A 25072-nucleotide genomic window follows, 5' to 3' on the forward strand; every position below is an offset into this window, starting at 1 on the left:
CCAAAAGTCACAGCGGGCCGGGAGCTGGAAGGCCCGGCTCAGCCGTGTCCGCCAGTGCGGGAGCAAGGCATGCAATCAGCATGTGAGCCTTCTGTTGGAGTGCCCACTCCTTGGGATCTGTCTTTGCCATGACACAGACAGGGAACGTCGCCAGGTTGGCACGCAAGACAGGCACCGAACAAAGCCGAAGGTTACCTGCCCACTTCGGCCAGTTCCCCTAGACTCAACCACAGGACACTGGCGGATCGTTGCAAGGGAGTCCGGCTATGACGAGCGACAAGCACCACTGGAAACCTCCGGCTGATGGACGCCTGGATACTCTCCTCCGGCAATTCGTAGAGCGTGCCGACGAGTTGTTGCACGCCCAGGAGCAAATGAACGATTTGCTGGCAGCAGTCGTGTCGATTGCCGAGGACCTCAGCCTGGAGGCTGTCCTGGACCGGGTGGTCAAGTCTGCGTGCGTCCTGGTGGATGCACGGTATGGTGCCTTGGGCGTCATCGGCGAAGACCAGCGTTTGAGCCATTTCATTACGGTAGGCATCGACGACGACGGCATCAGGTCCATCGGTGAACTTCCCACGGGGCACGGCGTACTGGGTCACCTTATCCGGGAGCCGGAGCCCCTTCGGCTCCATGATTTGCGTCGGCATCCCATGGCTGTGGGCTTTCCAGAGAACCACCCACCCATGAAGACCTTCCTCGGCGTGCCCATCCGGGTGCGTGATGTCGTTTTCGGCAACTTGTACCTGACGGAAAAAAGCAACGGGCAGGATTTCTCGGCCGCAGATCAGGAGCTGGCGATCGCCTTGGCAGCGGCGGCCGGCGTAGCTATCCAAAACGCCCGCCTGTTCGATGAGAGCCGCTGCCGGCAACGATGGCTGGAAGCTGGAATTGACTTGGGCAGCCGCTTGATTGCCAGCCAGTTCGACGAAGACCGCGGCAATCTGGATCGTGTAGCGGAAGCGGCGCTGCGGGCCTCCGACTCAGCATTGGGCGTGGTCGCGGTGCCTGCGGGCGGCAGAGTATTGCGTTGCCGGTCCGCAGTCGGGGTGCAAGGCGTCTACCCGGGGGAAGAACTTCCGGTGACAGATGCCGTGGCCTCGGTACTGGCCACAGGGGAATCCGACATCGTGCGGGACCCTGTTGAGGTGTTCGGGACCGAAGTGTCGGACAAGCTGGGACCGGTGTTGATTTTCGCGCTCGGGCACAGGGGAACCGAGAACGGGGTCCTGCTGCTGGCCCGTCCCGCCGGAGGGCGGCTGTTCACGCGTACGGATATTGAATCAAGTGAGCTTTTTGGCAGCAGGGTCGGGCTTGCCTTGGATCTGGCACGCGTGAGTGCGCTTCGGGAACAGTCGTTGCTGCTGACTGACCGGGAACGGATCGCCCGCGACCTGCACGATCTGGTGATCCAGCGTTTGTTCGCTGCCGGTCTGGGGATCCAGAACCTGCGACGCTTCATGGGCGACCCCTCGGCTTTGGACCGGATGGAAAATTTGACGTCGGAGCTCGATGACATCATCCGCACCCTTCGCCGGACGATTGAGCAGCTTCGCTCGGAAGGCTCCCGGGACAACCGGACCGCAGCATCGTGACCTAAGACTCTGGTCGACGTCGGCAATTCAAGGGTATTTTGCAGCAGACAGGAAGGTTGGTTCGGCGAAAGGACGGTCATGGACCGCGAGGATTCGACGGGAAAGATCATCGTTGGAGTTGACGGCTCCGAGGCATCCATCACTGCTCTCCGCGTGGCCCAACAGCTCGCCGGGCCCCTGGGCGCCGAGGTGGTAGCCACAGCATTTTGGGAGTATCCGCGTGTTTACGACGGCTACGTGGCCATGGGCATAACGGACTTCGAGAAAGCCGCAGGAGAGATCCTTGGCAAGGCTGTCGAAAAAGCGTTCGGGCCCGCGCTTCCGGACAACGTTGTCTCCCGCCTTGTCCGGAATCATCCCAGGCAAGGTTTGATCGAGGCCAGCCGCGAAGCGTACATGATCGTGGTTGGACGCCGCGGACATGGGGGTTTCGGAGGGTTGCTGCTCGGTTCGGTCAGCTCGGCGTGTGTGGCCCACGCCCATTGCCCGGTGCTCGTCGTCCACAACCCGGATAAGGATGCATCGGGGCAGAGCGAGCCGTAGCTTGGGGCCTTTTGGCCCTACGCCTCCCGGGTGGGGCTTCATAGGCTCTCAATCAAAGAAGAGAGCCAATGCGCACGCCACGAAAGGATGAGCGATGACCCTGCCCAGCATGGAACCAGGCCGGATAGATGGAGCCCGGCACGTCAATGAGGATCTCGGGGAAGAGAAATGCTGGGAGCTCCTGCGTTCACGGACAACCGGCCGGGTTGGTTTTGTGCACCATGGCAGGGTCATGATCTTGCCGGTCAATTACCTGGTCCATGAGAACAGCATCTACTTCCGCACCTCTGAGGATGGCATGATCGGCACGCCCGCCGCCAGACTTCAGGTTTCGTTCCAGGTGGATGATTTCCGGTCGGATCGTAGCGAAGGATGGTCCGTGCTGTTCAGCGGACCGTTTTCCCGGGTAGTCGAGCCCGCATTGCTCACCCAACTTTGGGGAAAGGCCCTGGTTGAACCTTGGGCAGGTGGAGGGCGTGACCTTTTCGTCCGGATTCAGCCCGCAGAGGTCACGGGCAAGCACGTCTTCCTGGCCTGAGAGCGGCTGCCTTCCACTATGAAGTGCCAGGGACGCGGCGATGAATGAGAAGGAACGGATCGTTGTCGGGTACGACGGTTCCGACGCGGCGGGCAAAGCTGTGCGGTGGGCTGCCATGCAGGCGCGCAGGAGCGGCTTCATCCTCAATGTGGTGCATTGTTCGCTCTGGCCGGTGTTTACCCACAATATGGGGCCGGTTCCGGGTATAGCAGGCAGCGGTCTGAGGCACGCAGCGGAATCAATTGTTTCCGATGGGGTGGCTCTCGCCCGCGAAGTGTTTGCAGACGCGCAAATCGCAACAAGCCTGGTCTATGGGTGGCCGGCTGAGAACCTCCGCAAGCTGGGGGCAACAGCTTCCCTCCTGGTCGTCGGCACCCGTGGTGCGCAAGGATTTCCAGGATTGTTGATTGGGTCGGTCAGCCTCGAATTGGCTTCCACGGCAGCCTGCCCTGTGGCCGTCATCGGAGGTTCGGAACGACCCCATGGGCCGGTCGTCGTCGGCATAGCTGACGAAGGCTGGGAGGCCACTCTCCGCTATGCGGCGAACTTCGCCTCTTTGGCGCACTCTGTGCTCAAAATCGTGCACGTCCACAGACACCACGGATTTCACCAAGACGCTTTCTACGAAGCGGGTGCAACCGAAAAGCGGGAGATGCTCGACTCGGCCTTGCGGTCAGTACGCAACACCTGGCCGGGTCTGGAGGTCCGGGACGGCCTCCTGCCGGGAACCTCCGTGGCGGGGACGCTGGTGGGGGCAGCGGGGGGTGCCCAGGTTGTGGTCGTGGGCACCTCTGCTCAAGGTGCAGTCAGTGGCAGCTTTGGCTCAACCGCCCATGCGGTTCTCCATCACGCCGGTTGTCCGGTGATAGTCGTCAGGCACCCGCCGGCCTGATGGCAGGGAATGACGTGATGTCCGGCGAAGAACAGTGCGGAGGCCCTGGATCACAATGGCCGGACCACTGTGCCAGGGCCGCCCGTCCTATTCGGAGTGCTTCACTGTATGAAGACGCGTAATGATGGTCGGACAGGGAATCTTGCCGAGCACCGCATGCGCCGTGGATCCGAGCAGCAGTCGCTTGAAGGCGCCATGGCCCTTGCTGCCGACAACCAGCAGGCGCGCGGTGGCCGCATATGCGAGCAGTGCTTCCGCCGGTCGCATGCGGGTTTCGAGGACCTGGTGGATCGCGAGGTCGGGATAGGTATCCGCCAGACCCGCAACTGTTTCCGACAAGACCACGCGCTCTTGTTCGGCAACGAGTTCGGAGTAGTTACCGGGGGGCATGCCGCGGCTCACCACTGGTTCCGGTAAATGGAAGGCATGCAGCACCGTCAGCTCCTGGTCTGTCCGATCCGCCTCTGCGGCGGCGAACGCGACCGCCTGCGTGGATTCTTCCGAACCGTCAACACCGACCAGGACGCCGTGCCGGTTCGACATGTCATGCTCGCCGATGACCGCTACCGGGCACTGGGCCACCGTGGCTACCTGCAAGGCCCGGTCCGTCAGCGAACCACCAACCCAACCGTGCCCGGAGCCGACCACTACCATGGAGGCCTTCTTGGACTTCTTGCCAAGAGCGTAGCCCGACCCCCCTGAGACCAGGTCGGTGGAGATTTCCACAGTTGGTTCCAGCTTGCTGGCGTGGTCTTTCGCGGCGGCGAGAAGAGTCTCGCCGGACTCCCGGATCCATTCGTTGTATCCGACGGCGTCATAGGCCCAGCGGTCGTCGACGGCGTGGACAAGTTGTACGGGCAGCTTCAGGGCCGCAGCCCTCTGCATGGCCCACCGTACTGCGGCGTCACTGCTGGGCGAATCGTTGACACCAACGACAATTGCTTCCTTCATGGCTGTCCCGTTCTTCTTGGATATGTCCCGGAGCGATGGGTCCGGGGGTTGCATGTCCAGTTTCCTGTGTCCCGTCTCCGGGAGTTAGGGCCGGAAGTCCCGCTGTTGGACGTTGATTACCCCAACGTCCCTGGCTGTGCAGCTAGTCCGGGGCATCCAGACTGACCTCTTCCAAGTATTCCGGGACTCGTGCGTTCCACCCGAGTTCGTGCTTGATGCGTAAACGCAAGGCGTCGGAGGCTTCCGGTTCCCCATGGGTGATGTAAGTCATTGCCGGTGCCTGGGGGGCGGAGCGCATCCACTGGATGATCGCGTCCGCATCGGCGTGGGCACTGAACCCCTCGAGCTGAACTACCTCGGCCCGCAGCGGGACATTCTTTCCATAGATCCTGATTTCGCGGGAACCGGCGGCAAGGGCCGCCCCCCGTGTTCCAGCCGCTTGGTAGCCGCTCAGGACAAGGGCATTCCTGGGATCGGAACCGTAGGCTTCGACGTGGTGGAGAATCCGGCCGCCCGTGAGCATCCCGCTGGCGGAAATGATGATCATCGGGCCTCCGCGGAGGTTGAGAAGTTTCGAGTCATCCACGCTGCGGGTCATTTTGGCCAGCTGGTACATGCTGGTGAATTCTTCAGGACGCAGCCTGTGCTCCTCAGGATGCTGTTGGTACATGTAGGAGGCATCGATGGCCATGGGGCTGTTAAGGTAGACCGGCACATCCGGAATGAGTCCCTTGTGGCGAAGCCGGGACAGTTGGAGCATCAGTGTCTCTGCGCGGCCCACAGCGAACGCCGCTATCAGAATCACGCCTCCTCGTTTGACGACCCTGTTGACCACATCAGCCAGTTCGTGCTCCGGGCTGCCCTTTGGATGGAGCCGGTTGCCGTAGGTGGACTCTGTTACCAGGACGTCTACCGTCCCAAGTTGGCGCGGCGGGTACATGAACGGATCATCCGTCCTGCCCAGGTCTCCAGTGAAATGGGCTGACCGCCCTCCCACCTCGAGCTGTATTTGGGCTGCCCCCAGGATGTGTCCGGCCGGGACGAACGTGGCCCGGACTCCGGGGGCAACTTCGATGGCTGTGTCAAAGTCGACGGGCCTGAAGCTGTTAAGCGACTTGACGGCCTCAGCCGCGGTGTAGAGGGGAAGGGCAGGTTTGTGCACTGATGAACCGGTCCGGACTGCGTAGCGGGCTTCTTCTTCCTGCAGGTGCCCGCTGTCGGGCAGCAGGAGTTTGCAGAGCTGCTCCGTTCCGTGCGTGGCGTAAACGGGGCCTCGGAAACCGTCGCGGACCAGGGCAGGGACGTAGCCGGTATGGTCCAAGTGGGCATGGGTCAGGACAACGGCGTCAACGGAAGACGGTGAGACCGGGAAGGGCCGCCGGTTGCGTTCCCGGAGCCGCTTGTAGCCTTGAAAGAGGCCACAGTCCACCAGTACCCGTGAGCCCATGAACCCAATGAGATACCGCGAACCCGTGACGGAGTCTGTTGCGCCGAGGAACTGAAGCCTGGCTGCGTGCTTGTTCTGCATGGTGACCTGTCCACTCATTCGGGCCGGCTGGAAAAGGGGAAAGTAATCGGGTAAACATCTGGCGCCGAGCGGTGCTCAGGCGCCAGATTCCGGATTGGTTATGCCGACGGCATGACGTGGTGGTGCCGGTATTCCTCCGTGCTTGGTTTTATGGCCAGCGCGGTAACTACCAAAGCCACCGCCCCTGGTATCCATGCACTCCACGCAGTGGCCGTAGCGGAGGTAAAACCGGCAACCCACGGGGCCAGCAGCAAAGCCACAGCAATAATGGCCTGCGCCCATTCCGCGGCGGGCATTCCCGGGGCGGCCAGGTTAACGACTCCTCCGATGACCAGAAGGATGCCCAAGGTGACCATTACCGCCGTCGAGGATCCAGTTTGCGTGGTCCACAGCACTGAGAGGGCCGCGTAGGCTCCAGCGGCGACCACTGTCCAGTCCTGCCATCGCGTCCATTTCTTCATGGTGATACTGCTCCTTTTTCTTTGATGGAACCACCAAGCTCCTGCAAGGTGGCGTCCGGTCTTCCCGTAGTTCCAGCGTCCGTTTAATCGCCGAACGGCAACAGGGCCAAAAGTCACGAAGGTTGTGCAGGGTCATTAGGCCCTTGTAACCCGACGAACACGTCGGCAACAATTTGGAGGTGTTCAAAGATCGGCATGTGCGGTGCCGCCCCCGCCGGAGAGGAAACCATGAATCGTTTTGAGGAACCCGGCCCGACAGGCGTCACGGCGAAGCCCATCCGCGTGTTCATCCTCGATGACCACGAACTGGTTCGTCGGGGGCTGCAGGAACTGCTGGAAAGTGAAGGTTTCGAAGTCGTTGGTATGTCCGGGTCGGCGGAGGAAGCGACGCGCAGGATACCGGCCCTCCATCCCGATGTCGCCGTCCTGGACGCGCGGCTGCCTGACGGCACCGGAATTGAAGTATGCCGGGACGTCCGGTCCGTCGACCCCGCGCTGAACTGCCTCATCCTGACCAGTTACGACGACGAGCAGGCGCTGCGGGGTGCAGTGCTGGCCGGCGCGGCGGGCTACATCCTCAAGGAAATCGGGGGAACTGACCTTCTGGGTGCGCTGCGGCGGGCAGCGAAGGGTGAGTCCTTGTTCAATGAAGACGTCAAAGCGCGGATTATCCGCGGACTTACTGAACCAAAGAAGCTTGATCCCCGGATTGCGTCCCTGACTCCACAAGAACGGCGGGTCCTGGAATTCGTGGGGCAGGGCCTGACCAACCGTCAGATCGGCGAGGAGATGCTGCTGGCGGAGAAGACCGTCAAGAATTATGTGTCGTCGTTGTTGGCAAAGCTGGGATTCGAGCGCAGGACCCAAGCCGCCGTCTTCATGGCCAATGCGCCGGGGGAGAATGCCGGCAAGGGCCGCTGATACCGGTCCCGCTCAGCGCAGCGGGACGGTCCACGTCAGGGATGTCCCCTTGCCCGGCGTACTGGTGATGATGCATGAACCGTTGAGTTCCGCCGCCCTGCGGACCATATTGTCCAGTCCGTTGCCGGAACCTGTTTCGCTGAAGCCGCAGCCATCGTCCGCCAACTCCATCGTCAAGGCGTCATCTTCCACAGCAACGGAGACGGTGATTGTTTCCGCGCCGGAATGGCGCACAGCATTGCTGAGGCTTTCGGTCAGGACCGCCAGGAGGTGCTCGACCAGCACGTCGTCTTCAAGGGAATCGATCGCGCCTGTCAACGTCAGGTGCGGTGCGTGCGTGAGCGCTTTGGCTCCTGTTTGGATGGTCTGCATGATGCGGGTGCTCAGGAGCTCGCGATCGTCTCCGGTGGCCCGGAGCGAGTAGATGGTATTGCGGAGGTCCCTGATGCTGGTGTCCAGCTCGTCCGTGATGGCGTTGATGCGTCCTTCGACCGACGGTGCTGCGCCAAAGCGCCGCAAACTTTGGATGCTGAGTCCTGCGGCGAAAAGCCGTTGGATGACCAGGTCGTGGAGGTCCCGCGCAATTCTGTCCCGATCAGAAAAGACCACCTGTTGTTCACGCAGGCGGTGGATACGGTCAAGGGCGAGGGCCAACGCGATGTGTGAGCCGTACACCGAAGCCATCTCTACGTCGGTTGTGGAGAAAGCCCCCTTTCCGGATGATCGGCCAAGGACCAGGATCCCCTGATGGTCGCCCTGGGCGCTGAGGTCCATTGCCAGCAGGGTTCCCGGCTGCCCGGCCCGGTCGACGGGGAAGAGGCGCCATGGGTCCTGGACGGTTGAGGACGATCCATCGTTGCGGCCTTGAATGCCGGTGGAGGCCACGGAAAGGACACGTCCCTTAACCGGGGCGGCATCGGCCATGCCATCATCTCTGCCGGCGTGGCCTTCAACGGTGTATTCCCCGGCCTGCTCCGCTGAAGGCAGCAGCACCAAGGCCAGTTCTGCTCCGGATTCGCGCATTGCCCTTTCCGCGATCAGGTCAAGGGAGGCACCTTCAGGCCGGCCGTCGTCGAGCATCCTGCCGGTGATCTCCATGCAGGCTTCGAGCCACGAGGTCCGCCTGCGGGCGTCTTCGTAGAGGCGGGCATTCTCTATTGCCACCCCGGCTGCCGCGGCGAGGGCGACGGCGAGATCTTCGTCTTCGGGGGTAAAGTCTTCTCCGCCGTCCTTCTCCGTCAAATAGAGGTTCCCGAAGACCTTGTCGCGGACCCGGACAGGCACTCCGAGAAATGACTTCATCGGCGGATGATGCTTTGGAAAACCGTAAGCGTTCGGATGCCGGCTGAGATCGTGGAGCCGCAGCGGCATGGGATCGGTGATCAGCAGCCCCAGGACTCCGTGCCCGGTGGGGAGAGGGCCGATGCGGCTTGCCAGGTCTTCGTCGATGCCGACTGTGATGAAGTGGCTGAGCCCGCCATCTTCGCCTATTACTCCCAGAGCGCCGTAGCGCGCCCGGAGCAGGTCGCAGGCTGAGGCGACCACGCGTTCCAGCACGGACTCCAGGCCCAGGTCTTCGGCCACCGCCACCACGGCTTCGAGGAGACCGCGCGTTCTTTCCTGGGCCTGGAGCAATTCTCCGGCCCTCGCCACGAAGTCCTTGAGGAGTTCCTCCAGCGGTACGCCGGGTACGCCCGGTGGTGTGCCGTGTGGGTCCGGAGTGTCGTTCATCGCTGCCTTTCACCAAGGCCGGCGACCCTCTCCGAGGCATCCCGGCTCCTTGGGTGCCAGCCTACTCCGGGACTCGTTAGGCCTTCCATCAGCGGACGCCCCATCAGTCAATCAGGCAGGGGGTCTTTGTGCCCTGTCACGGAACCGTCGGCCGTCCTAGTGTCGTCGCATGATGAACAAACCTGCAATTCCCGAGGCGGAGAAGCTCGACGCCAACCAATGCTGGCAGCTTCTCCGCAGTGTCTCAGTTGGGCGCCTGGCAGTATGGGCAGTCGATCATCCCGACATTTTCCCCGTCAACTTCAAGGTGGATCACGGAACCTTGGTTTTCCGAACAGGAGAAGGCACCAAGCTGCACGCGGCCCTCGGCGCAACACCTGTGGCCATCGAAGCAGATGGCGTGGATTCCGACACTGGTGTCGCGTGGAGCGTCGTCGTCAAGGGAACAGCGGAAAGCATCAAACTGACGCAGGAAGTGCTGGACACCGTCGGTTTGTTGCTCTTCCCTTGGCAGGCCGGCCGGAAGGACCATTTTGTCCGTATCGTTCCGACGGCCATGACCGGACGACGCTTCAAGGTCACGCCGCCACTGACCTGGTGGAGTCCCTTGGACGACGCTACCCGGGCGTCATTGGAGTAGCCGGCATGTGGGGGAAGCCGGGACCAACGGCCCTAACGACGGCGGCCTGCCGCCGTTAGCGTCAAGGGCATGAACACAAAGCCTGCTGCCGCCGTTGAGCGGCTTGCCCCGGACGACTGCTGGGACCTTTTGGACCAAACCAACGTGGGCCGGCTGGCCGTACTCGTTGACGGGCATCCTGATGTCTTTCCCGTGAACTACGTCCTGGACGGCGACAGCATTGTCTTCCGCACAGGTGCGGGCACCAAGTTCTGGAGCACCATGACGACCTCGTGTGCCTTGGAGATCGACGGCTACGAGCCCGTCAGCGAAAAGGCATGGAGCGTGGTGGCCCGTGGACGGGCACACGTAATCCTGGACCGCCGGGAGAAGGCCGTCGTCGACGCACTCGGACTTGATCCCTGGCAGCCGGGCACCAAGGACAACTACCTGCGCCTGGCGCCTGAAGCACTCACCGGCCGGAGGTTCAAGACCAAACGGCCGGACCTCTGGGGAACCCCCTTGAACGACGCACGCGCCCAGGTATTCCGCTGACCCCTTCTCCAAACCGCCCCGCACCCGGGTTAAGGGCTGTAGCGGGGCCTCACACAGGACGGACCTCATGTCATGAAAGCCCTCGTCTACGGCGGCCCAGGCGTCAAAGCCTGGAAGGATGTTCCGGATCCGGTCATCACCGGGCCCGGCGATGCCATTGTTCGCGTTGATACAACCACGATCTGCGGTACGGATCTGCATATCCTCAAGGGCGACGTCCCCGCCGTTCAACCCGGCCGCATCCTTGGACACGAAGCTGTTGGTACGGTCACCGAAACCGGTAGTTCCGTCAGCGGCATCAGCCCGGGTGACCGTGTCATCATCTCCTGCATCAAGTCCTGCGGGCACTGCATCAACTGCCGGAAGGGACTCTTCTCGCATTGCCTGGGCAGCGAAGGGCAGGTGGGCACGGGCTGGATCTTCGGTCACCTCATCGACGGAACCCAGGCTGAATACGTCCGCGTACCCTACGCGGACAACTCCCTGCACAAGCTGCCGGCCGGCGTCAGCGACGACGAGGCGGTCATGCTGTCAGACATTCTTCCCACTGCCTTTGAAATCGGCGTACTCGACGGCCGGGTGGCCCCTGGGGACATCATCGCCGTGGTGGGCGCCGGGCCCATCGGCCTTGCGGCAATGGCGACGGCGGGGCTTTGCGGAGCATCAACGATCATCGCCATTGATCCGAATGACAGCCGCCTGGCCCGGGCAGCCGATTTCGGGGCAACCCACACCGTCAACCCAGGGAACCCGCAATGGGCCAGCGACGTCCTGGCTCTCACCGACGGAGCCGGCGTGGACGTCGCCATGGAAGCGGTAGGGCTTCCGGAGACCTTTGAGATGGCCCTGCGCCTGGTGCGCCCCGGCGGCAGCGTAGCGAACATCGGCGTCCACGGAAAACCGGTTGAGTTGCCTCTCCAGGACCTGTGGATCCGCAACATCAACATCAGCATGGGACTGGTCAACACGAACACCACCCCGATGCTGCTCCGGCTGGTGGCCCAGCACAAACTGCCGGCCGACAAGTTCGCTACCCACCATTTCCCCCTCGACGGATTCATGGACGCCTACGACACCTTCTCCCGGGCCACCGAGACCGAAGCGTTGAAAGTGGTCCTCAGCAGGAATCACCGTGGGTGACCGCCCGCCGCGGGGGCACGCCCAGTGACACTGCTCGCACGGTTCCCGCTGGTCGCCGGTACCGTGCTGGCCATGCTCGCCGTGGGGGCACTGCTGCTCAACGGAAACGGCGCCGCAGCACAGGGCACAGCGACCATCTACGCCCTCTCCGTGGCGCTTTACCGCGCCGGGACAATGGTCAAGGGCCTTTTCCACGGCAGGTGGGGCATCGACCTGCTCGCTGTCACCGCCATCGGCGCGACAGCCGCAGTGGGGGAGTACATCGCCTCCTTGGTCATTGTCCTCATGTTGACCGGGGGTGAAGCCCTGGAGGACTTCGCCCAGGGCAGTGCCACCAAGGAGCTCCGTGCCCTCCTCGAACGCACACCACGCCACGCCCACCGCGAGGCGGATGGCCGGGTGGAGGATATCGGCGTTGACCTGGTCGCGCCCGGAGACGTCCTTCTTGTCAAGCCGGCTGAAACCGTCCCGGTCGACGGAAGGCTGCTGTCCGACGTCGGGACTTTCGACGAGTCCGCACTGACCGGCGAAAGCCTGCCGGCAGAGCGGCTGACCGGTGACTTGCTGCTCAGCGGCTCCGTCAACGGGGCTGACGCAATCCGTATGGTGGCCACGGCATCCGCGATCGATTCCCATTACAACCAGATCATCGGCCTGGTGAGGGAGGCCGCAGCAAGCCGCGCCCCGACTGTCCGCCTGGCTGACAGGTACGCTGTGCCTTTCACCCTGGTTGCCTTCGTCATGGCGGGCGTGGCCTGGTGGCTCAGCCAGGATCCGGTCCGTTTTGTCCAGGTACTGGTGGTGGCCACACCGTGCCCCCTGCTGATCGCCGCGCCAGTGGCCTTCCTGGCCGGGACCAGCCGGGCCGCCAAGGCGGGGATCATCATCAAGAACGCAGGCACGCTGGAGCAGCTTAGCCGGGTGAGGTCGGCGGTCTTCGACAAGACAGGGACACTCACGCAGGGAAAACCCGTCCTGGCCGGGATTCGTCTCGCTCCGGGGACAGGGCTGTCAGAAGATGATCTCCTGCAGCTGGTGGCATCTGCCGAGCAGTATTCATCGCACATTTTCGCCGCCTCCGTCATTGCGGCGGCCCGCGGACGCGGTTTGTCGCTGCTGCCGGCGACAGGTGCCAGCGAACACGCCACCAATGGCGTGCGCGCCGAGGTCGGGTCGGTGCCGGTCGTTGTGGGAAAGCCCGCGTTCGTGGAAGAGAACACCACCGGCTTTGAGAGCGCAACGCTGGAAGGCGGACAGCTCGCCGTTTACGCGGGGGTCGGGGGAAAGTTCGCCGGAACGCTCATCATGAGCGATCCCTTACGGTCCAATGCCGTTGAGACCCTGGCGGAACTTGGCCGGTTGGGTGTGCGGCACACCATGCTCCTGACCGGGGACGCCTCGTCCACGGCCCGCCACATCGGCCAAAGTGCCGGCATTGACGACGTGGTGGCCGAGTGCCTGCCGCCGGACAAGGTCGCGGCCGTCAAGGCGCTGACGCTGCGGCCGGTCATGATGGTCGGCGACGGCGTCAACGACGCCCCCGTTTTGGCGGCAGCCGACGTCGGCATTGCCATGGGTGCCAAAGGTGCCACTGCGGCAAGCGAGTCCGCGGATGTGGTCATCATGCTCGATGACTTGTCACGGGCCGCGCTGGCCGTGGATATCGGCCAACACACCATGCGGATCGCACGCACCAGCATCTGGACGGGCATCGTGCTCAGTCTTGGCCTGATGGTGGTGGCAATGGCGGGGGTCATCCCGGCGGTAGCAGGGGCGTTGCTCCAGGAGTTCGTGGATCTGGCGACGATCCTGAACGCGCTCAGGGCACTGGGTCCGCGTGCCTCAAAGATGTCCCGCGAGCGGCAGGGCCAAGGAGTCAGTACCGCTCAGGCTCGTCCCCAAGTTCAAAGTAGCGGCCGTGGACCCTCGTAGGGGTGATCTCCACGTAGGTGTATTTGCGGGTGGGGATCCACGGTTTGAGCGGAAGTTTGTCCGCCTCGTCGATTTCTGTCTGGGATTCGATCACCCTTGCCTTGCCTTTGAGGACAACACTCCAGGCCTCGGACCCGACGATCTCCTCGACCTCGAAGGCAACTTTCTCGTTGACGGTCAGTTCGGCCAGCTTTGTTCCCGGATTCGTCCTGAGGAGCAATCGACCTTCGTGGGCGACAAAGTTCAACGGATAGATGTCCGGCTCTCCCAGGACACTGACGGCCAGGCGACCATGCTGGTTCCGTTCGAGCACCTTCCACGAGTCTGCTTCGGAGAGGACGGTGCCTGGTCGTTCGTCGTTTTCCACGGTGTTTCTCCTGCGTGATGTAGGGGCCACAGCGCCGGGTGGGCAGCTGAGAGCTGATGAACGTGATCCTATGGCGGGCACCATCGGCCACGACAGGGCCGAAGGTCCCGCGGCCTTGCGCCATGACCTTCGGCTCTGGCGCCCGGGCAGTCCTTGGGAGAAGCCCGGACGACCGTCGGCAGAGGGGACTTTCTGCCCTACACGTGCCGGTTCGAAGGCGCTAGGCTCGGCGCTATGGAGAACACATCAACGGCAGAGGACACCAAGGCACTCAGCGTCCACGACTGCTGGAAGTATCTGCAGTCGGTGTCCATCGCCAGGATCGCCCTCATCAATGACGGGTTGCCGGAGATTTTCCCGGTGAACTTTGTCCCGAAGTTTGGAACCGTCCTTTTCAGGACCGGGCCGGGAACGAAACTCGACGCCCTCCGGGAGGGATCCGCCATTTCCTTGGAAGCCGATGGATTCAACCGCTATGGAACCGTCGCCTGGAGCGTCATCCTCAAAGGAAGCCCCGAATTTGTCACCCAGCCAGAGGACATCCAGGAGGCCATCGATGCCGGTCTTTCCCCGTGGCAGCCTGGCGCCAAGGACATTCTGGTCAGGGTCACGCCAACAGAGATCAGCGGACGCCGGTTCGTCATCAGCCCACCGTCCAAATGGTGGCCGCCGCTTGATCCCTCCGCTGCCGACGGGCACGACGACGAAACCCGCTAACTGCCGTCAGGTCCCTTTTCTCCGGGGCGCGTCAGGATGGTGGGGCACTGAACGTGCAGCAGCACATGCTGGGCGACGGAGCCGAGGAGTACGCGCAATCCTCCGCGGCCTTTGCGCCCCATGACCAGCACTTGCGCATGCCGGGCCGCGTCCACGAGCGCATCCCCGGGGCCTTTTCCGGCGTCGGAACTTTCCTTGACAATGATGTCCGGGAACTGCCGGCCGGCGTGCTGGGCGGAGGCGCGGAGGACATCCGCGTCCACGGAAGACGCCGCATCGGGGCCCGTGGCGTGGACAAGGATCAACTCCTGACCCAGCCTTGCAGCTTCCGCAGCGCCGAACTCCACGGCGGAGAGAGATTCAGCCGAACCGTCAACACCTACCACCACGCCGGACCGACCCTGCGGGTGGTCGGCAGGAACAACGGCGACGTTGCCCTTGCCTGTGACAGCCACCTGGAAACTGACCGAACCGTACCCTTGCCCTTCTGTGCCTGGTCCACGGTCCGTTCCCACCACCACCAACTCGTAGTCGGCCGACAACGCGGCGATCGTTTCGGCAGGTTCACCTGATAACCGGCGGTGGACGACGCTCAAGCGCGGGAAGGCCGTCGTCAAGCGGGCCGCTTCACTTTCAAGAAGGTCATCGCCACGTCGCTGCGCCAGCTGCCGGTCGCGTTCCTCGGGATAGAGCCATTCTCCGGGAACAACATGCACCAAGACCAGGCCGGAACCCATCGAATCCGCCCGGGCAGCAGCCCAGTCCGCAACATGTCCACCGGCCCGGGAACCGTCCAGCGCAACCAGGATCTGATTCTTCACGAACGGAGTTCCCTTCGGTTGCCAACGGTGATGGTCTCCACTATCGGTGGCACAGGCCGCCGTCGCAAGGGCCGGAAGGCCCTCCCACTGTGCGGCACAGTGCGTTAGGGTCCACAGGGAGGGCACGATCCGTTGCAGTACCGGTGACGAGAGGAGAACATGCGCGTCCTTGTACTGAACCCAGGTTCCTCATCGCTGAAGTACCACCTTCGGGAGACCGTCGATGCCGGCCGGGCTGCGGGCATCCTGCTGTCAGGACAGGTTGACTGGCCACCGGGGGAGCGCTCCAGCCCGGATCGCCTGGAGGCCGCTTTTGACGAACTGGAGGCCACCATCAAAAGCGTTGGATCCGCGCCGGAAGCAATCGGACACCGCGTTGTCCACGGCGGCGCACAGTTCAGCACTCCGGTTCGTGTCACCGCGGAAGTAACAGCGGCCATTGATGGGCTCAGTCCCTTGGCGCCGCTCCACAATAGGGCCAGCGTTGCCTGTATCGAGGCGGCCGGCCAACGATGGCCCGATCTGCCACAGGTTGCGGTCTTTGACACGGCCTTCCATCGCTCCATTCCGGACTTTGCCGCCCGTTATGCCATTCCGGAGGATCTATACCGGGATTATCCCGTGCGGCGATACGGCTTTCACGGAATCTCCGTCGAGATGGCCTGCCAGGACACAGCCGCGTTTCTCGACGGGCCTGTTTCCACCCTGAGCGCTGTGGTGGCCCACGTCGGCAACGGAGCGTCCGTCACCGCCGTCAGGCATGGACTCAGTGTGGATACCTCCATGGGAATGACACCTTTGGAGGGGCTCGTCATGGGCACGCGCTCCGGAGACCTGGATCCATCCGTGGTCCTGCTGTTGCAGCAGGACGGAGCAACCGCGGATGAAGTCGACCACATCCTGAACCACCAATCGGGGCTGCTTGCAGTTGCTGGATCCGCGGACATGAGGACTGTTGGGATGGCTGCCCGCAACGGCGAGCCCCGGGCCCGTCTGGCCATCGACATGGCTGCCTACCGCCTCGCCAAGTACGTAGCCGCGTATTCCATGGTGGTTGGCGGACCCGGCGCCCTGGTGTTTACCGGGGGAGTGGGCGAGAACTCTGCGCTGTTCCGGGAGAAGGTGGTCGCCTGGTTGGGACCACTTGGCCTTGGCATCGACGCGGCCCTGAATAACGCGGCCCTGAACAACAAGGCCCCGAATACGGCCGCCCGGGACGGCATCCGCGTGATCAGCACCATGGACTCCACATTTCCGGTGCTCGTAGTGCCCAGCGACGAAGAACGTGCCATTGCAGAATCGACGGCGGCTTTGCTCGCCATGCCAACTGAGGAAGGTTGATCGCGACATGAGCCGGGACTTGAACACCACCGATACCGATCCTAAGCCTGAAGAAGAGAACTTTGACCTCCTGCACCGGTACTGGTCCGCGGCGAACTACCTGACGGTGGCCCAAATCTACCTCCAGGAAAATCCCTTGCTGCAGGAACCACTGGAACCACGGCACATCAAGCCCCGGCTCCTGGGCCATTGGGGCACCAGTCCGGGCCTATCCCTGATCTATGCTCACCTCAATCGCGTCATCCGCCGCACGGGTGCCCAGGTCCTGATGGTGACCGGACCCGGCCACGGTGGCCCCGCCGTCGTCGCCAATACCTACTTGGAAGGCAGTTACTCGGAGGTTTACCCCGCCGTCGGCAGAGACCTGGAAGGGCTCCGGTCCCTGGTCCGGCAGTTCTCGACGCCGGGAGGCATCGCCAGCCACGTCGGTCCGGCGACGCCCGGATCCATTCATGAAGGCGGCGAGCTGGGCTACTCGCTGATGCATGCCACCGGTGCGGCAATGGACAACCCGAACCTGATTGTTGCCTGCGTCGTCGGCGACGGGGAAGCTGAAACCGGGCCGCTGGAGAGATCCTGGAAAGCGCCATCGTTCATCAACCCGCTCAGGGACGGGGCGGTACTTCCCATCCTCCACCTCAACGGGCACAAGATCTCCGGACCCACTGTGCTGGGCAGACGCTCAAACCTTGCCGTAGCCTCCCTCTTGGAAGCGCACGGCTGGGATCCCGTCATTGTGTCCGGAGATGACCCGGCCTTGGTTCACCCCGCCCTCGCCTCATCGTTGGACGCCGCCTACGCCTCCATTCGCGCCATCCAATCCCATGCGCGTAAGGAGGGAGTCACCGGCCCCGCACGGTGGCCGGCCATCATCCTGCGGACGCCCAAAGGATGGACCGGGCCGGCGACCGTGGACGGGAAAGCCGTGGAGGGAACCCACCGCTCCCACCAGGTCCCGCTGGCCGGGGTCAGGGACAACCCCGGGCACCTAAGGCAACTTGAGGAATGGATGCGCTCCTACCGGCCGGAAGAACTTTTCGACGCCGATGGGCGGCTGATCGCCGAACTGTCCGGGCTGGCCCCCGAAGGCGATCTGCGCATGGGGTCGCTGCCCGCCAGCCGTGGGAAAGGGGGCCGCGACCTCACCACGCCCGAGCTCAAGCAATACGCCATCGAGCCGGTTCCCCGCGGCGCAGTGATGCATGAAAGCACCAAACCGTTGGGGGAGATGCTGCGGGACATTTACCTCGACACCGCCGACGATCCAAGGTTCCGGCTCTTCTGCCCCGACGAGACCAACAGCAACAGGCTCGGCGCGGTCTTCGAAGCCACCGACAGGTGCCTCATGGAGCCGGCCGCGAGCAGTGCTGCCGCGCTTGCAGCGGACCACGTGTCCGTCAACGGGCGGGTGATGGAAGTCCTGTCCGAACATCTGTGCCAGGGCTGGCTGGAAGGGTACTTGCTGACAGGCAGGCATGGCCTGTTTGCCAGTTACGAGGCATTTGCGATGGTGAGTGCTTCCATGACCATCCAGCACGCCAAATGGCTCCAGCATTCCCGGGACCTGGAATGGCGGGAACCCGTACCCAGCTTGAACATCCTGTTGACTTCCACCTGCTGGCGCAACGACCACAACGGATTCAGCCATCAGGGACCAGGGCTCATCGATGCCGTGATTTCACTGTCAAGCACGGTCGTCAGGGTCTACTTCCCGCCGGATGCGAACACCCTGCTGGTCACGGCGGAACACGTCCTCAAGAGCAAGGACTACGTGAATCTGGTAGTGATCGACAAACAGGAACATCCGCAGTACTTGTCGCTCGAAGAGGCGAGGCAGCACGCAGCTGTGGGCGCATCGGCATGGGACTGGGCCGGAAATGAGATCCCGGGGACCCCAAGCGGCAGGGAACCTGACATCGTCCTGGCCTGCGCCGGTGATGTACCCACGCAAGAGACTTTGGCGGCTGCCTGGCTCCTCAAAAAACATGTCCCGGACATGTCCGTCCGTGTCGTCAATGTCATGGATGCCATGGTCCTGCCGCCTCCGGGTACCCATCCGCACGGGCTTTCGAGTGCTAAGTTCCAGGAACTCTTCACTGCCGACGTGGACGTCGTGATGGCCTGGCACGGTTATGCGCGGGCCCTGCACCAACTTCTGCACGGCCGCCCGGAGCCCGAGCGCTTCCACGTCCGTGGATACAACGAGCAAGGAACCACCACCACGCCTTTCGACATGGTGGTCCTGAACAAAGTCAGCCGGTATCACCTGGTGATGGAAGCACTGCACCGGGCCAAGGGAGAATTCGCAGGAGCCGGGCACCTCCTGGAGCATTGCCAGAGCCAACTGGAAGCCCACGCCAACTACATCCGGGAGCACTTTGAAGACCTTCCGGAAATCCGGGACTGGGTATGGACGCAGCAGTAGCTCAACCTCGTCCACTGTGCTCATGAGTGAACACGATAAGACCTGGCACGGTCAGCACCTCGCGGGCCTGAGCAAGGGTGAGCGAGCAGCGGACTACCTCCGCAACGGCATGGGCAGCTGGACTTTCGTCGGGTGTTTCGTCTTGGCGATGGTGGTTTGGGCCGCCATCAATTCCTACCTTCTGGCCGGGAACGCCTGGGACCCTTACCCGTTCATCCTGTTGAACCTGTTCTTGTCGATGCTTGCCGGCCTTCAAGGTGCCATTTTGCTGATCGCAGCGAAACGGCAGGATGCCATAGCCGCAGCAATGGCACAGCACGACTTCGACACAGACGTGCAGGCCAAAGCGGAGATCGACCGGCTGATGGCGATCAACAGCGAACAATTGGAGCTGCTTGGGAGGCTGTTGGCCGCCCTTCCGCAGTCAGGTGTTTCAGAGGAGGACAACGACGGCGAAAAGCCTACGCCAACTCGTGGCGACCCGTCACCATAACCAGCAAGCGGTACGGGGTCTACAGTGGGTGTATGGCTGCCAGCCGCAATCCGCTCGATGACCTGCGTGAGACCATTGGCCATCTGGCCAATCAGCTCAAGCTGCCCGGTTCGGAGCGCGTCGACGACTTGGTCGGCGACCTCATCGGAGTCAAGCCGGGGCCGGCCCGGCCGCTGTCCGAAGTGCAGGCCGAACTCGATACGCTGGTCGGACTGGAGACCGTGAAGGAACAGGTTCGTGCCCTGGTTGCCATGCTCCGTGTCCAGGCCCGCCGAAAGGCGCACGGCCTGCCGGAAGTGGCCACCTCCCAGCACCTGGTGTTCCTCGGAAACCCGGGCACGGGCAAGACCACCGTGGCGCGGCTTTTGGCGGAGATGTACCGCGCGGTCGGTCTGCTGCAGAAGGGACACCTGGTTGAGGTCGACCGTTCGGGCCTGGTGGGGCAATACGTCGGAGCGACCGCCATCAAGACGGACCGGGTGATCCGGCGTGCGCTGGACGGTGTCCTCTTCATCGACGAGGCTTATGCGCTGGCCCCGGAGGACGGGCGGACGGACTTCGGCCCGGAGGCCATTGAAGTCCTGCTCAAGCGGATGGAGGACCATCGGCATCGGCTGGTCGTGATCGTCGCCGGTTACCCCCGGTTAATGGAAGCCTTTTTGCTCTCCAACCCTGGCTTGCGCTCCCGGTTCGCCCGGGAGATCACATTCCCTGACTACTCGGTGGACGAACGCCAAACGATTTTTCACCAAATGCTTGCCCAGCACCAGTACATGTTGGAGCCGGGTGCGGACCAGATGCTGCGTCGCATCCTCGCCGGGCTTCATGCGAGCGAGGACTCCGGTAACGCACGGTTCGCCCGCACGCTGTTCGAGCAGGCACTGAACCGGCAGGCATTGCGGCTGTCCTTGGACGAAGGACAAAGCCTGGATGCTCTTGACCGGGAGGCCGTCATGACGCTCACCGCTGATGACATCGTCGAGGCGGCACTGGCTTTGGGCGAAGAGCCGGAGCCGGAACAAGCCGATGAGGTGGAACGGCCGCGCTGGTGGCGCTGGCTGGCCTGACCGGCCCGGCAGCAGCACGCCTGATTCCTTTGGACAACTCTTCTAGAACAGGGGCCAGGGCACCGCAGGCATGTCACCGCTTGGCGGAGGAAAACGCCCTGCCAAGCGCAACCGGGTGCAGCGCGCAACCAGCGCTTCCAATTCCTCGTCGCTGAGCAACTCTGCCAGCTCTTGGCCCAAGGTACCCGGCAGTTCATCGCTGACACGATCAATGCCGTCGAGTTCCTCTACGGTCAGTGCATCTCCCAGCCAGCCCCACAGCACGGTCCGCAGCTTGTGGTCGCTATGGAAGGTGAGCCCATGGTCAACGCCGTGCCGGTGTCTGTCCGGCATGGGCAGTATGTGGTTGCCCTTTCGGTCAGCGTTGTTGACCACGAGGTCGAACACGGCCATGCGCCGCAGGGCCGGGGAATCTTCGTGGATGAGGGCAACCATCTGTCCGTTCTCATCCTGGCCTTCGAGAACTTGTTTCCAGCCCGACTCCGGTACTTCGTCCATTGACACCAGGTCCACGGGGCTTTGGGTCGGGTCCTGCTCCTGCCAGAGCTGTACCATTCCTTCCCCCAGGGGACCATCGCGCAGCCAAGTCTTCGGGACGATGTTCCAGCCCAGCACCTGCGAAACCAGGTAGGCGGCCACCTCCCGGTGAGCGAGGGTGCCGTGGGGAAAATCCCACAGTGGACTTTCACCGGCTATGGGCTTGTAGACCACTTGGGTGTCGCCGATGCTCCCCAGGAAAGTGGCGTTTGAGGCCGTGGTGATGCGGCCCGTGAGTTTCAGTTCGGCGGTCGCGAGATCCGGCGTCGGCATCAGACCTCGGGAACGGTGCAGGTGTGCCCATCTGCATCCATGGGGTACCCGCAGAGCGGGCACATCGGACGCCCGGCATCCACGATCTCACGGGTGCGCTTGGCAAACGCGCGTGCTGTACCCACCGGCATTCGCACCAGCATCATTTCGGTGTCGCCGGCGCTGTCTTCAAGCGGTTCGTCGTCGGTATCGACGTCGATGATGGGGTAGGCCTCGACGACTATCTGTGCCGTGGTCGGGTCCCAATCCAGAGTCATGGCACCGGCGCGGAACTGCTCGTGCGGGGCCTCAAGCGGGTCGTTGTCGACCAGTTCCATGGGAGTACTTGTGGGAATGCTGAAGGGGTTGCCTTCAATGGTGCTGAGCTGGTCGAGAATTTCGTCTATTTTCTCCGCGAGTTGGGCCGATTGTTGCTTCTCGAGGGCAATACTGACGATTTCTGCCCCTGCGCGTACCTGCAAGTAGAACGTGCGGGCTCCCGGAAGGCCAATGGTGCCGATGACAACCCGATCGGGCCAGGCAAACTCGTGAACACGTGTAGGCATGTCAGTATCTTAGGCACATGCGGTTCATGGCGTCTTCTGACCGGCCCCGCCCCCCACCGGCGCGTCGCCGGAACGGATGCCATTCGAGAGCCAGGACAGATCCCCGGCTTCCGTGTTGGTTGCGTAGACGCTTGGCCGGTCAGCACCGTAGTGGACGATTGATACGGAGGCGGGATTGACGTTAATGCGCTGGAACAGATCCAGGTGCATGCCGAGGGCGTCGGCGAGGATTGACTTGATCACATCGCCATGACTGACGGCAGCCCATACGGCCGCCGGCCCGAACTCGGCCTCGAAGGCCGCATCGTGGCGTCGGATCGCCGCCACCGACCGGGCCTGCATGGCGGCCATGGACTCACCGCCGGGAAAGACGACGGCGGATGGTTGGGACTGCACCAAAGACCATAGGTCCTCAGTCGCGAGATCACTAAGCCTCCGGCCCTGCCACTGGCCGTAGTCACACTCAGTAAGGTCGTACTCGACCGGCGCGTACGGCGCGCTGGACTGTCGGTCGAGGATGAGTTGGGCGGTCTGCCGGCAACGCTCAAGGGGGCTCGATACCACCCCCGCCAAGGGAACCGCGGCGAGCCGGTCTCCGGTCAGGGCCGCCTGGTCACGCCCGACCTGGTCCAGGCTGACTCCGTCGGCGCGACCGGCCAACAGACCGGAGGCATTGGCAGTGGTGCGGCCGTGCCGCACGAGGATAAGTGTCGCCATCCACCCAGCCTAACCATCTGCCCGTGGATGGTGTGGATCAGGCCGCATGGAAAAACCAACGAGGAACGAAATCACCGGTGCTTTGAAGGCCCGTTCAGCAAAGACGGCTGCTCCGCCGGCCTTGGGGTATTTTGTGACCAACTCTGCGTAGGACCCCGCCGTCAGCATTGCGAGGAAAAGCGCCAGGGCAAGGGGAATCCAGATGGCCCCTCCCACCTCGCCCGCGACCTTGCCCACCAGTGCGTAGATCCCTGCACCCAACACATCGCCGAGGATGAAGAGGAAGAGGAGGGGTCCGGTAATGGATTGCTTGAGTCGTGAACTCTTGGCTTTGGCAGGGTCAAGAGTGTCGCACCGTTATGGCCTGTGTTGGCCGGCGAGGGGACAGGTGAAGGGGTCGGCAGCGGCGAGGCCAACCTTATTCAAGTACTGGATGACGATTGAATATGAGTGCATCAGCCCGGTCTCGGTATAGGGAATATCCAGGAGAAGGCAGTGCGCTTTGACGATGTTGCTCGCCTCGCGAAGGTGCCTGCGGGGCATATCCGGAAAGAGGTGGTGTTCGATTTGGTAGTTGAGGCCACCCATGAAGAACGTCACAAACTTCCCACCCGTGATGTTGCGGGAAGTGAGCACCTGCCGAGTCAGGAAGTCGGCACGGCTGTTTTCAGGAAGGATCGGCATCCCTTTGTGGTTTGGCGCGAAGGTCCCGCCCATGTACAAACCAAAGACCGCGACTTGAACCGCGATGAACGCAGCGGCAACACCCGGGGACAGGACGAGGAACAATATTCCGAGATAGGTGCCGAAACGCAGACCCAGCAGGCCCAGCTCAAGCCACCGGAACTTGACCGGCCCTCGACGCAGCAAATACTTCAGCGAATCGATGTGCAGAGTCCAGCCAAGGAACAAAAGCAGGGGGAACAGGAGATAGCCCTGTCGTTTGCCGTAGGCCCTGGAGAACCGACCACAGTTGCCCGGCAATTCGTTGTGGAAGATGATGGCGCCTGGAGCGATGTCCGGGTCCTTGTTGACCACGTTCGGCCGTGCATGGTGCCGTGAGTGTTTGTCTGTCCAGTAGGCGTAGCTCATGCCCACCATCAGGGTGGCGAGCAGACGGGCGGTCCATTCGTTTGCCGCGCGGGACGAGAACACCTGAAGATGCGCTGCTTCATGGCCGAGCAACGCGAACTGCGTGAAAACGACGCCGAGCGCGCCGGCGATGGCGAGCTGGAGCCAGGAGTCACGCAGGAGGAAGAACGCCACCCAGACGCCGGCGCCCGAAACGCCAAGCAGCGTCAGCAGCACCAGGTAGTAACGCCGCGACCGCTCAAGCAATCCGGCTTCCTTGATTAATGTCAAGAGCCCCGCATAGCTGCTGGTGACTTTGTTCACCCGGACTCCCGACGATGCATGCGCGGGGGAAGGCGAACGTGGGGGAACGACCGGCGGCGGCTGGTTAATGAGCGACAAGGTGTTGCCTCCTCGGATGCGCTGGAAAAGCGATGCGCTGGAAAAGCGGTGCGCTGGCAAGCAATGCCGAGGTCTGGGGCAACAACTCAAGCGTAGGCACGGAAGGTTCCGTGAGTCCATAGGAAATGGACTACGGCGCGCGATCCATTGCGAAGTGTCCCAACGGGAGTGCTAGATCATCAGGGTGCGTTTGACGATACTTTCAGCAACGTCGTGGAGATTTTGCCGGGTGGAGCGTGCATGTGCGCGCAGCACGTTGAAGGCACTGTCCATGTCCAGGTTCTTGGTCTGCGCAATGACACCCTTGGCCTGCTCGATGAGCACCCGGGTGGTCAGAGCCCGTTGCAGTTGATCGTTAAGGATGCCCGCTTCCCGAATAGTCCGTTCCTGCAGAAGGCTGATGGTTGCTACGTCGGCCATGGCCTGGGCTATGGCCGCGTCTTCGGGACTCAAGGCACCCGTTTCGGCGCCAAACAGACCCATGGCACCGATAACCCTTGTATGGACGCGCATTGGTACTGCATGCACTGACCGGAAACCCATGTCCAGGGCGATTTGATGGAAGGCTGGCCAGCGTTCGCCAAGGTCCCTGATGTCGTCGACGGTGACGACAGCTCCAGTCCGGTAGCACTCCACGCAGGGACCTGCGCCGGCTTCAAGTTGGAGCAACTCCACCAGCTGGCTTTGCTCGCTGGTTGAAGCCAGCAGCTGCAGGTTCCCGTCAGCGTCAGAGAGCAACAGCCCTGCCTGGGCAGCATCGAGCAAATCGACGGCGTCTTCCACGAGGGTGTGAAGCAGATCCAGGACGTCGTAGTCGGCAACGAGCGTGTCGGTAAGCTTCACGAATGTGTCGCTAAGACGCTCGGCTCTGCTTTTTATTACCATGTCAG

Annotated in this window: 25 protein-coding genes and 2 pseudogenes; 15 read left to right on the forward strand and 12 right to left on the reverse strand. The window is 62.8% G+C overall.

The genetic code is table 11. The features are described from left to right. Window positions 1-374: 374 nt before the first annotated feature. From PV760_RS21470 to PV760_RS11490, 5 genes and pseudogenes are all read left to right on the forward strand, one after another. Window positions 375-824 (forward strand): annotated as a pseudogene (locus PV760_RS21470) (GAF domain-containing protein); the annotation flags it as partial. Window positions 825-1334: 510 nt separating this feature from the next. Beyond that, the gene (locus PV760_RS21475) at window positions 1335-1595 is read left to right on the forward strand and encodes a histidine kinase (protein WP_370874856.1); all 261 of its coding nucleotides are present in this window, start codon (window positions 1335-1337) and stop codon (window positions 1593-1595) included. A 78-nt stretch (window positions 1596-1673) separates the two neighbouring features. Further along, window positions 1674-2138, forward strand: a complete 465-nt coding sequence (locus tag PV760_RS11480) for a universal stress protein (protein WP_018778534.1) — start codon at window positions 1674-1676, stop codon at window positions 2136-2138. A gap of 94 nt (window positions 2139-2232) precedes the next feature. Further along, window positions 2233-2676: a pyridoxamine 5'-phosphate oxidase family protein gene (locus PV760_RS11485; RefSeq protein WP_018778533.1), complete on the forward strand. Its 444-nt coding sequence runs from the start codon at window positions 2233-2235 to the stop codon at window positions 2674-2676. Window positions 2677-2716: 40 nt separating this feature from the next. Continuing rightward, complete coding sequence (locus PV760_RS11490) at window positions 2717-3568, forward strand: universal stress protein (RefSeq protein ID WP_354627785.1); 852 nt, start codon at window positions 2717-2719, stop codon at window positions 3566-3568. Between the two features lie 87 nt (window positions 3569-3655). Here PV760_RS11490 and PV760_RS11495 read toward each other — a convergent pair whose 3' ends face one another. From PV760_RS11495 to PV760_RS11505, 3 genes are all read right to left on the reverse strand, one after another. Continuing rightward, a complete protein-coding gene (locus PV760_RS11495) occupies window positions 3656-4573 on the reverse strand; it encodes a universal stress protein (RefSeq protein ID WP_354627786.1) in 918 nt (305 codons plus the stop codon). An 88-nt stretch (window positions 4574-4661) separates the two neighbouring features. After that, complete coding sequence (locus PV760_RS11500) at window positions 4662-6065, reverse strand: MBL fold metallo-hydrolase RNA specificity domain-containing protein (RefSeq protein ID WP_502921436.1); 1404 nt, start codon at window positions 6063-6065, stop codon at window positions 4662-4664. 80 nt (window positions 6066-6145) lie between these two features. Beyond that, complete coding sequence (locus PV760_RS11505; protein WP_018779703.1) at window positions 6146-6508, reverse strand: SPW repeat domain-containing protein; 363 nt, start codon at window positions 6506-6508, stop codon at window positions 6146-6148. A gap of 228 nt (window positions 6509-6736) precedes the next feature. Between PV760_RS11505 and PV760_RS11510 the strand changes: the two genes are divergently transcribed. Further along, complete coding sequence (locus PV760_RS11510) at window positions 6737-7429, forward strand: response regulator (protein ID WP_039241452.1); 693 nt, start codon at window positions 6737-6739, stop codon at window positions 7427-7429. Between the two features lie 12 nt (window positions 7430-7441). Here PV760_RS11510 and PV760_RS11515 read toward each other — a convergent pair whose 3' ends face one another. Next, window positions 7442-9160 carry a GAF domain-containing sensor histidine kinase gene (locus PV760_RS11515; protein ID WP_354627787.1) on the reverse strand — a complete coding sequence of 573 codons (1719 nt, stop codon included), beginning with the start codon at window positions 9158-9160 and terminating at the stop codon, window positions 7442-7444. A 169-nt stretch (window positions 9161-9329) separates the two neighbouring features. Here PV760_RS11515 and PV760_RS11520 point away from each other — a divergent pair, with 169 nt between their 5' ends. From PV760_RS11520 to PV760_RS11535, 4 genes are all read left to right on the forward strand, one after another. Next, complete coding sequence (locus tag PV760_RS11520; protein WP_018779700.1) at window positions 9330-9800, forward strand: pyridoxamine 5'-phosphate oxidase family protein; 471 nt, start codon at window positions 9330-9332, stop codon at window positions 9798-9800. A gap of 69 nt (window positions 9801-9869) precedes the next feature. Continuing rightward, entirely contained in the window at window positions 9870-10334 is a 465-nt protein-coding gene (locus PV760_RS11525) for a pyridoxamine 5'-phosphate oxidase family protein (protein WP_018779699.1), read from the forward strand. Between the two features lie 72 nt (window positions 10335-10406). Beyond that, window positions 10407-11474: a zinc-dependent alcohol dehydrogenase family protein gene (locus tag PV760_RS11530; protein ID WP_018779698.1), complete on the forward strand. Its 1068-nt coding sequence runs from the start codon at window positions 10407-10409 to the stop codon at window positions 11472-11474. A 72-nt stretch (window positions 11475-11546) separates the two neighbouring features. Beyond that, a complete protein-coding gene (locus PV760_RS11535) occupies window positions 11547-13406 on the forward strand; it encodes a heavy metal translocating P-type ATPase (RefSeq protein ID WP_502921437.1) in 1860 nt (619 codons plus the stop codon). Here the strand turns inward: PV760_RS11535 and PV760_RS11540 are convergent. After that, the gene (locus PV760_RS11540) at window positions 13351-13773 is read right to left on the reverse strand and encodes a pyridoxamine 5'-phosphate oxidase family protein (protein ID WP_018779696.1); all 423 of its coding nucleotides are present in this window, start codon (window positions 13771-13773) and stop codon (window positions 13351-13353) included. The two genes, PV760_RS11535 and PV760_RS11540, sit on opposite strands and share 56 nt — an antisense overlap. 234 nt (window positions 13774-14007) lie before the next feature. Here PV760_RS11540 and PV760_RS11545 point away from each other — a divergent pair, with 234 nt between their 5' ends. Next, entirely contained in the window at window positions 14008-14490 is a 483-nt protein-coding gene (locus PV760_RS11545) for a pyridoxamine 5'-phosphate oxidase family protein (protein WP_354627789.1), read from the forward strand. On the opposite strand, the gene PV760_RS11550 is transcribed toward PV760_RS11545, so the two are convergent. Beyond that, on the reverse strand, window positions 14487-15311 hold the full coding sequence (locus PV760_RS11550; protein ID WP_110504203.1) for a universal stress protein: 825 nt from the start codon (window positions 15309-15311) through the stop codon (window positions 14487-14489). The two genes, PV760_RS11545 and PV760_RS11550, sit on opposite strands and share 4 nt — an antisense overlap. A 159-nt stretch (window positions 15312-15470) precedes the next feature. Between PV760_RS11550 and PV760_RS11555 the strand changes: the two genes are divergently transcribed. From PV760_RS11555 to PV760_RS11570, 4 genes are read left to right on the forward strand one after another with little or no spacing between them, the layout of a single operon-like run. Next, window positions 15471-16652, forward strand: a complete 1182-nt coding sequence (locus tag PV760_RS11555; RefSeq protein WP_354627790.1) for an acetate/propionate family kinase — start codon at window positions 15471-15473, stop codon at window positions 16650-16652. A gap of 7 nt (window positions 16653-16659) precedes the next feature. Then, window positions 16660-19077, forward strand: coding sequence for a phosphoketolase family protein (locus PV760_RS11560; RefSeq protein ID WP_354627791.1), 2418 nt, complete (start codon window positions 16660-16662; stop codon window positions 19075-19077). A gap of 22 nt (window positions 19078-19099) precedes the next feature. Beyond that, complete coding sequence (locus PV760_RS11565; protein WP_055976217.1) at window positions 19100-19570, forward strand: DUF1003 domain-containing protein; 471 nt, start codon at window positions 19100-19102, stop codon at window positions 19568-19570. 32 nt (window positions 19571-19602) lie between these two features. Beyond that, on the forward strand, window positions 19603-20637 hold the full coding sequence (locus PV760_RS11570) for an AAA family ATPase (protein ID WP_354627792.1): 1035 nt from the start codon (window positions 19603-19605) through the stop codon (window positions 20635-20637). 42 nt (window positions 20638-20679) lie between these two features. Here the strand turns inward: PV760_RS11570 and PV760_RS11575 are convergent, their stop codons facing one another. The 6 genes and pseudogenes from PV760_RS11575 to PV760_RS11600 form a co-directional block, all read right to left on the reverse strand. Then, on the reverse strand, window positions 20680-21447 hold the full coding sequence (locus tag PV760_RS11575; RefSeq protein ID WP_039241076.1) for an SCO1664 family protein: 768 nt from the start codon (window positions 21445-21447) through the stop codon (window positions 20680-20682). Next, window positions 21447-21992 carry a DUF3090 domain-containing protein gene (locus PV760_RS11580; protein WP_039241079.1) on the reverse strand — a complete coding sequence of 182 codons (546 nt, stop codon included), beginning with the start codon at window positions 21990-21992 and terminating at the stop codon, window positions 21447-21449. The genes PV760_RS11575 and PV760_RS11580 overlap by 1 nt, the downstream gene beginning before the upstream one ends. A 24-nt stretch (window positions 21993-22016) precedes the next feature. After that, window positions 22017-22709, reverse strand: a complete 693-nt coding sequence (locus PV760_RS11585) for a histidine phosphatase family protein (protein ID WP_354627793.1) — start codon at window positions 22707-22709, stop codon at window positions 22017-22019. Window positions 22710-22754: 45 nt separating this feature from the next. Then, window positions 22755-23012 (reverse strand): annotated as a pseudogene (locus PV760_RS11590) (amino acid permease); the annotation flags it as partial. Window positions 23013-23066: 54 nt separating this feature from the next. Further along, window positions 23067-24104 carry a fatty acid desaturase family protein gene (locus tag PV760_RS11595; RefSeq protein ID WP_354627794.1) on the reverse strand — a complete coding sequence of 346 codons (1038 nt, stop codon included), beginning with the start codon at window positions 24102-24104 and terminating at the stop codon, window positions 23067-23069. 249 nt (window positions 24105-24353) lie between these two features. Beyond that, entirely contained in the window at window positions 24354-25067 is a 714-nt protein-coding gene (locus PV760_RS11600) for a GAF and ANTAR domain-containing protein (protein ID WP_079581268.1), read from the reverse strand. Between the last annotated feature and the right edge of the window lie 5 nt (window positions 25068-25072).

Origin of the sequence: Paenarthrobacter sp. CC6 (assembly GCF_040560085.1) — a bacterium.
GTDB lineage: Bacteria > Actinomycetota > Actinomycetes > Actinomycetales > Micrococcaceae > Arthrobacter > Arthrobacter nicotinovorans.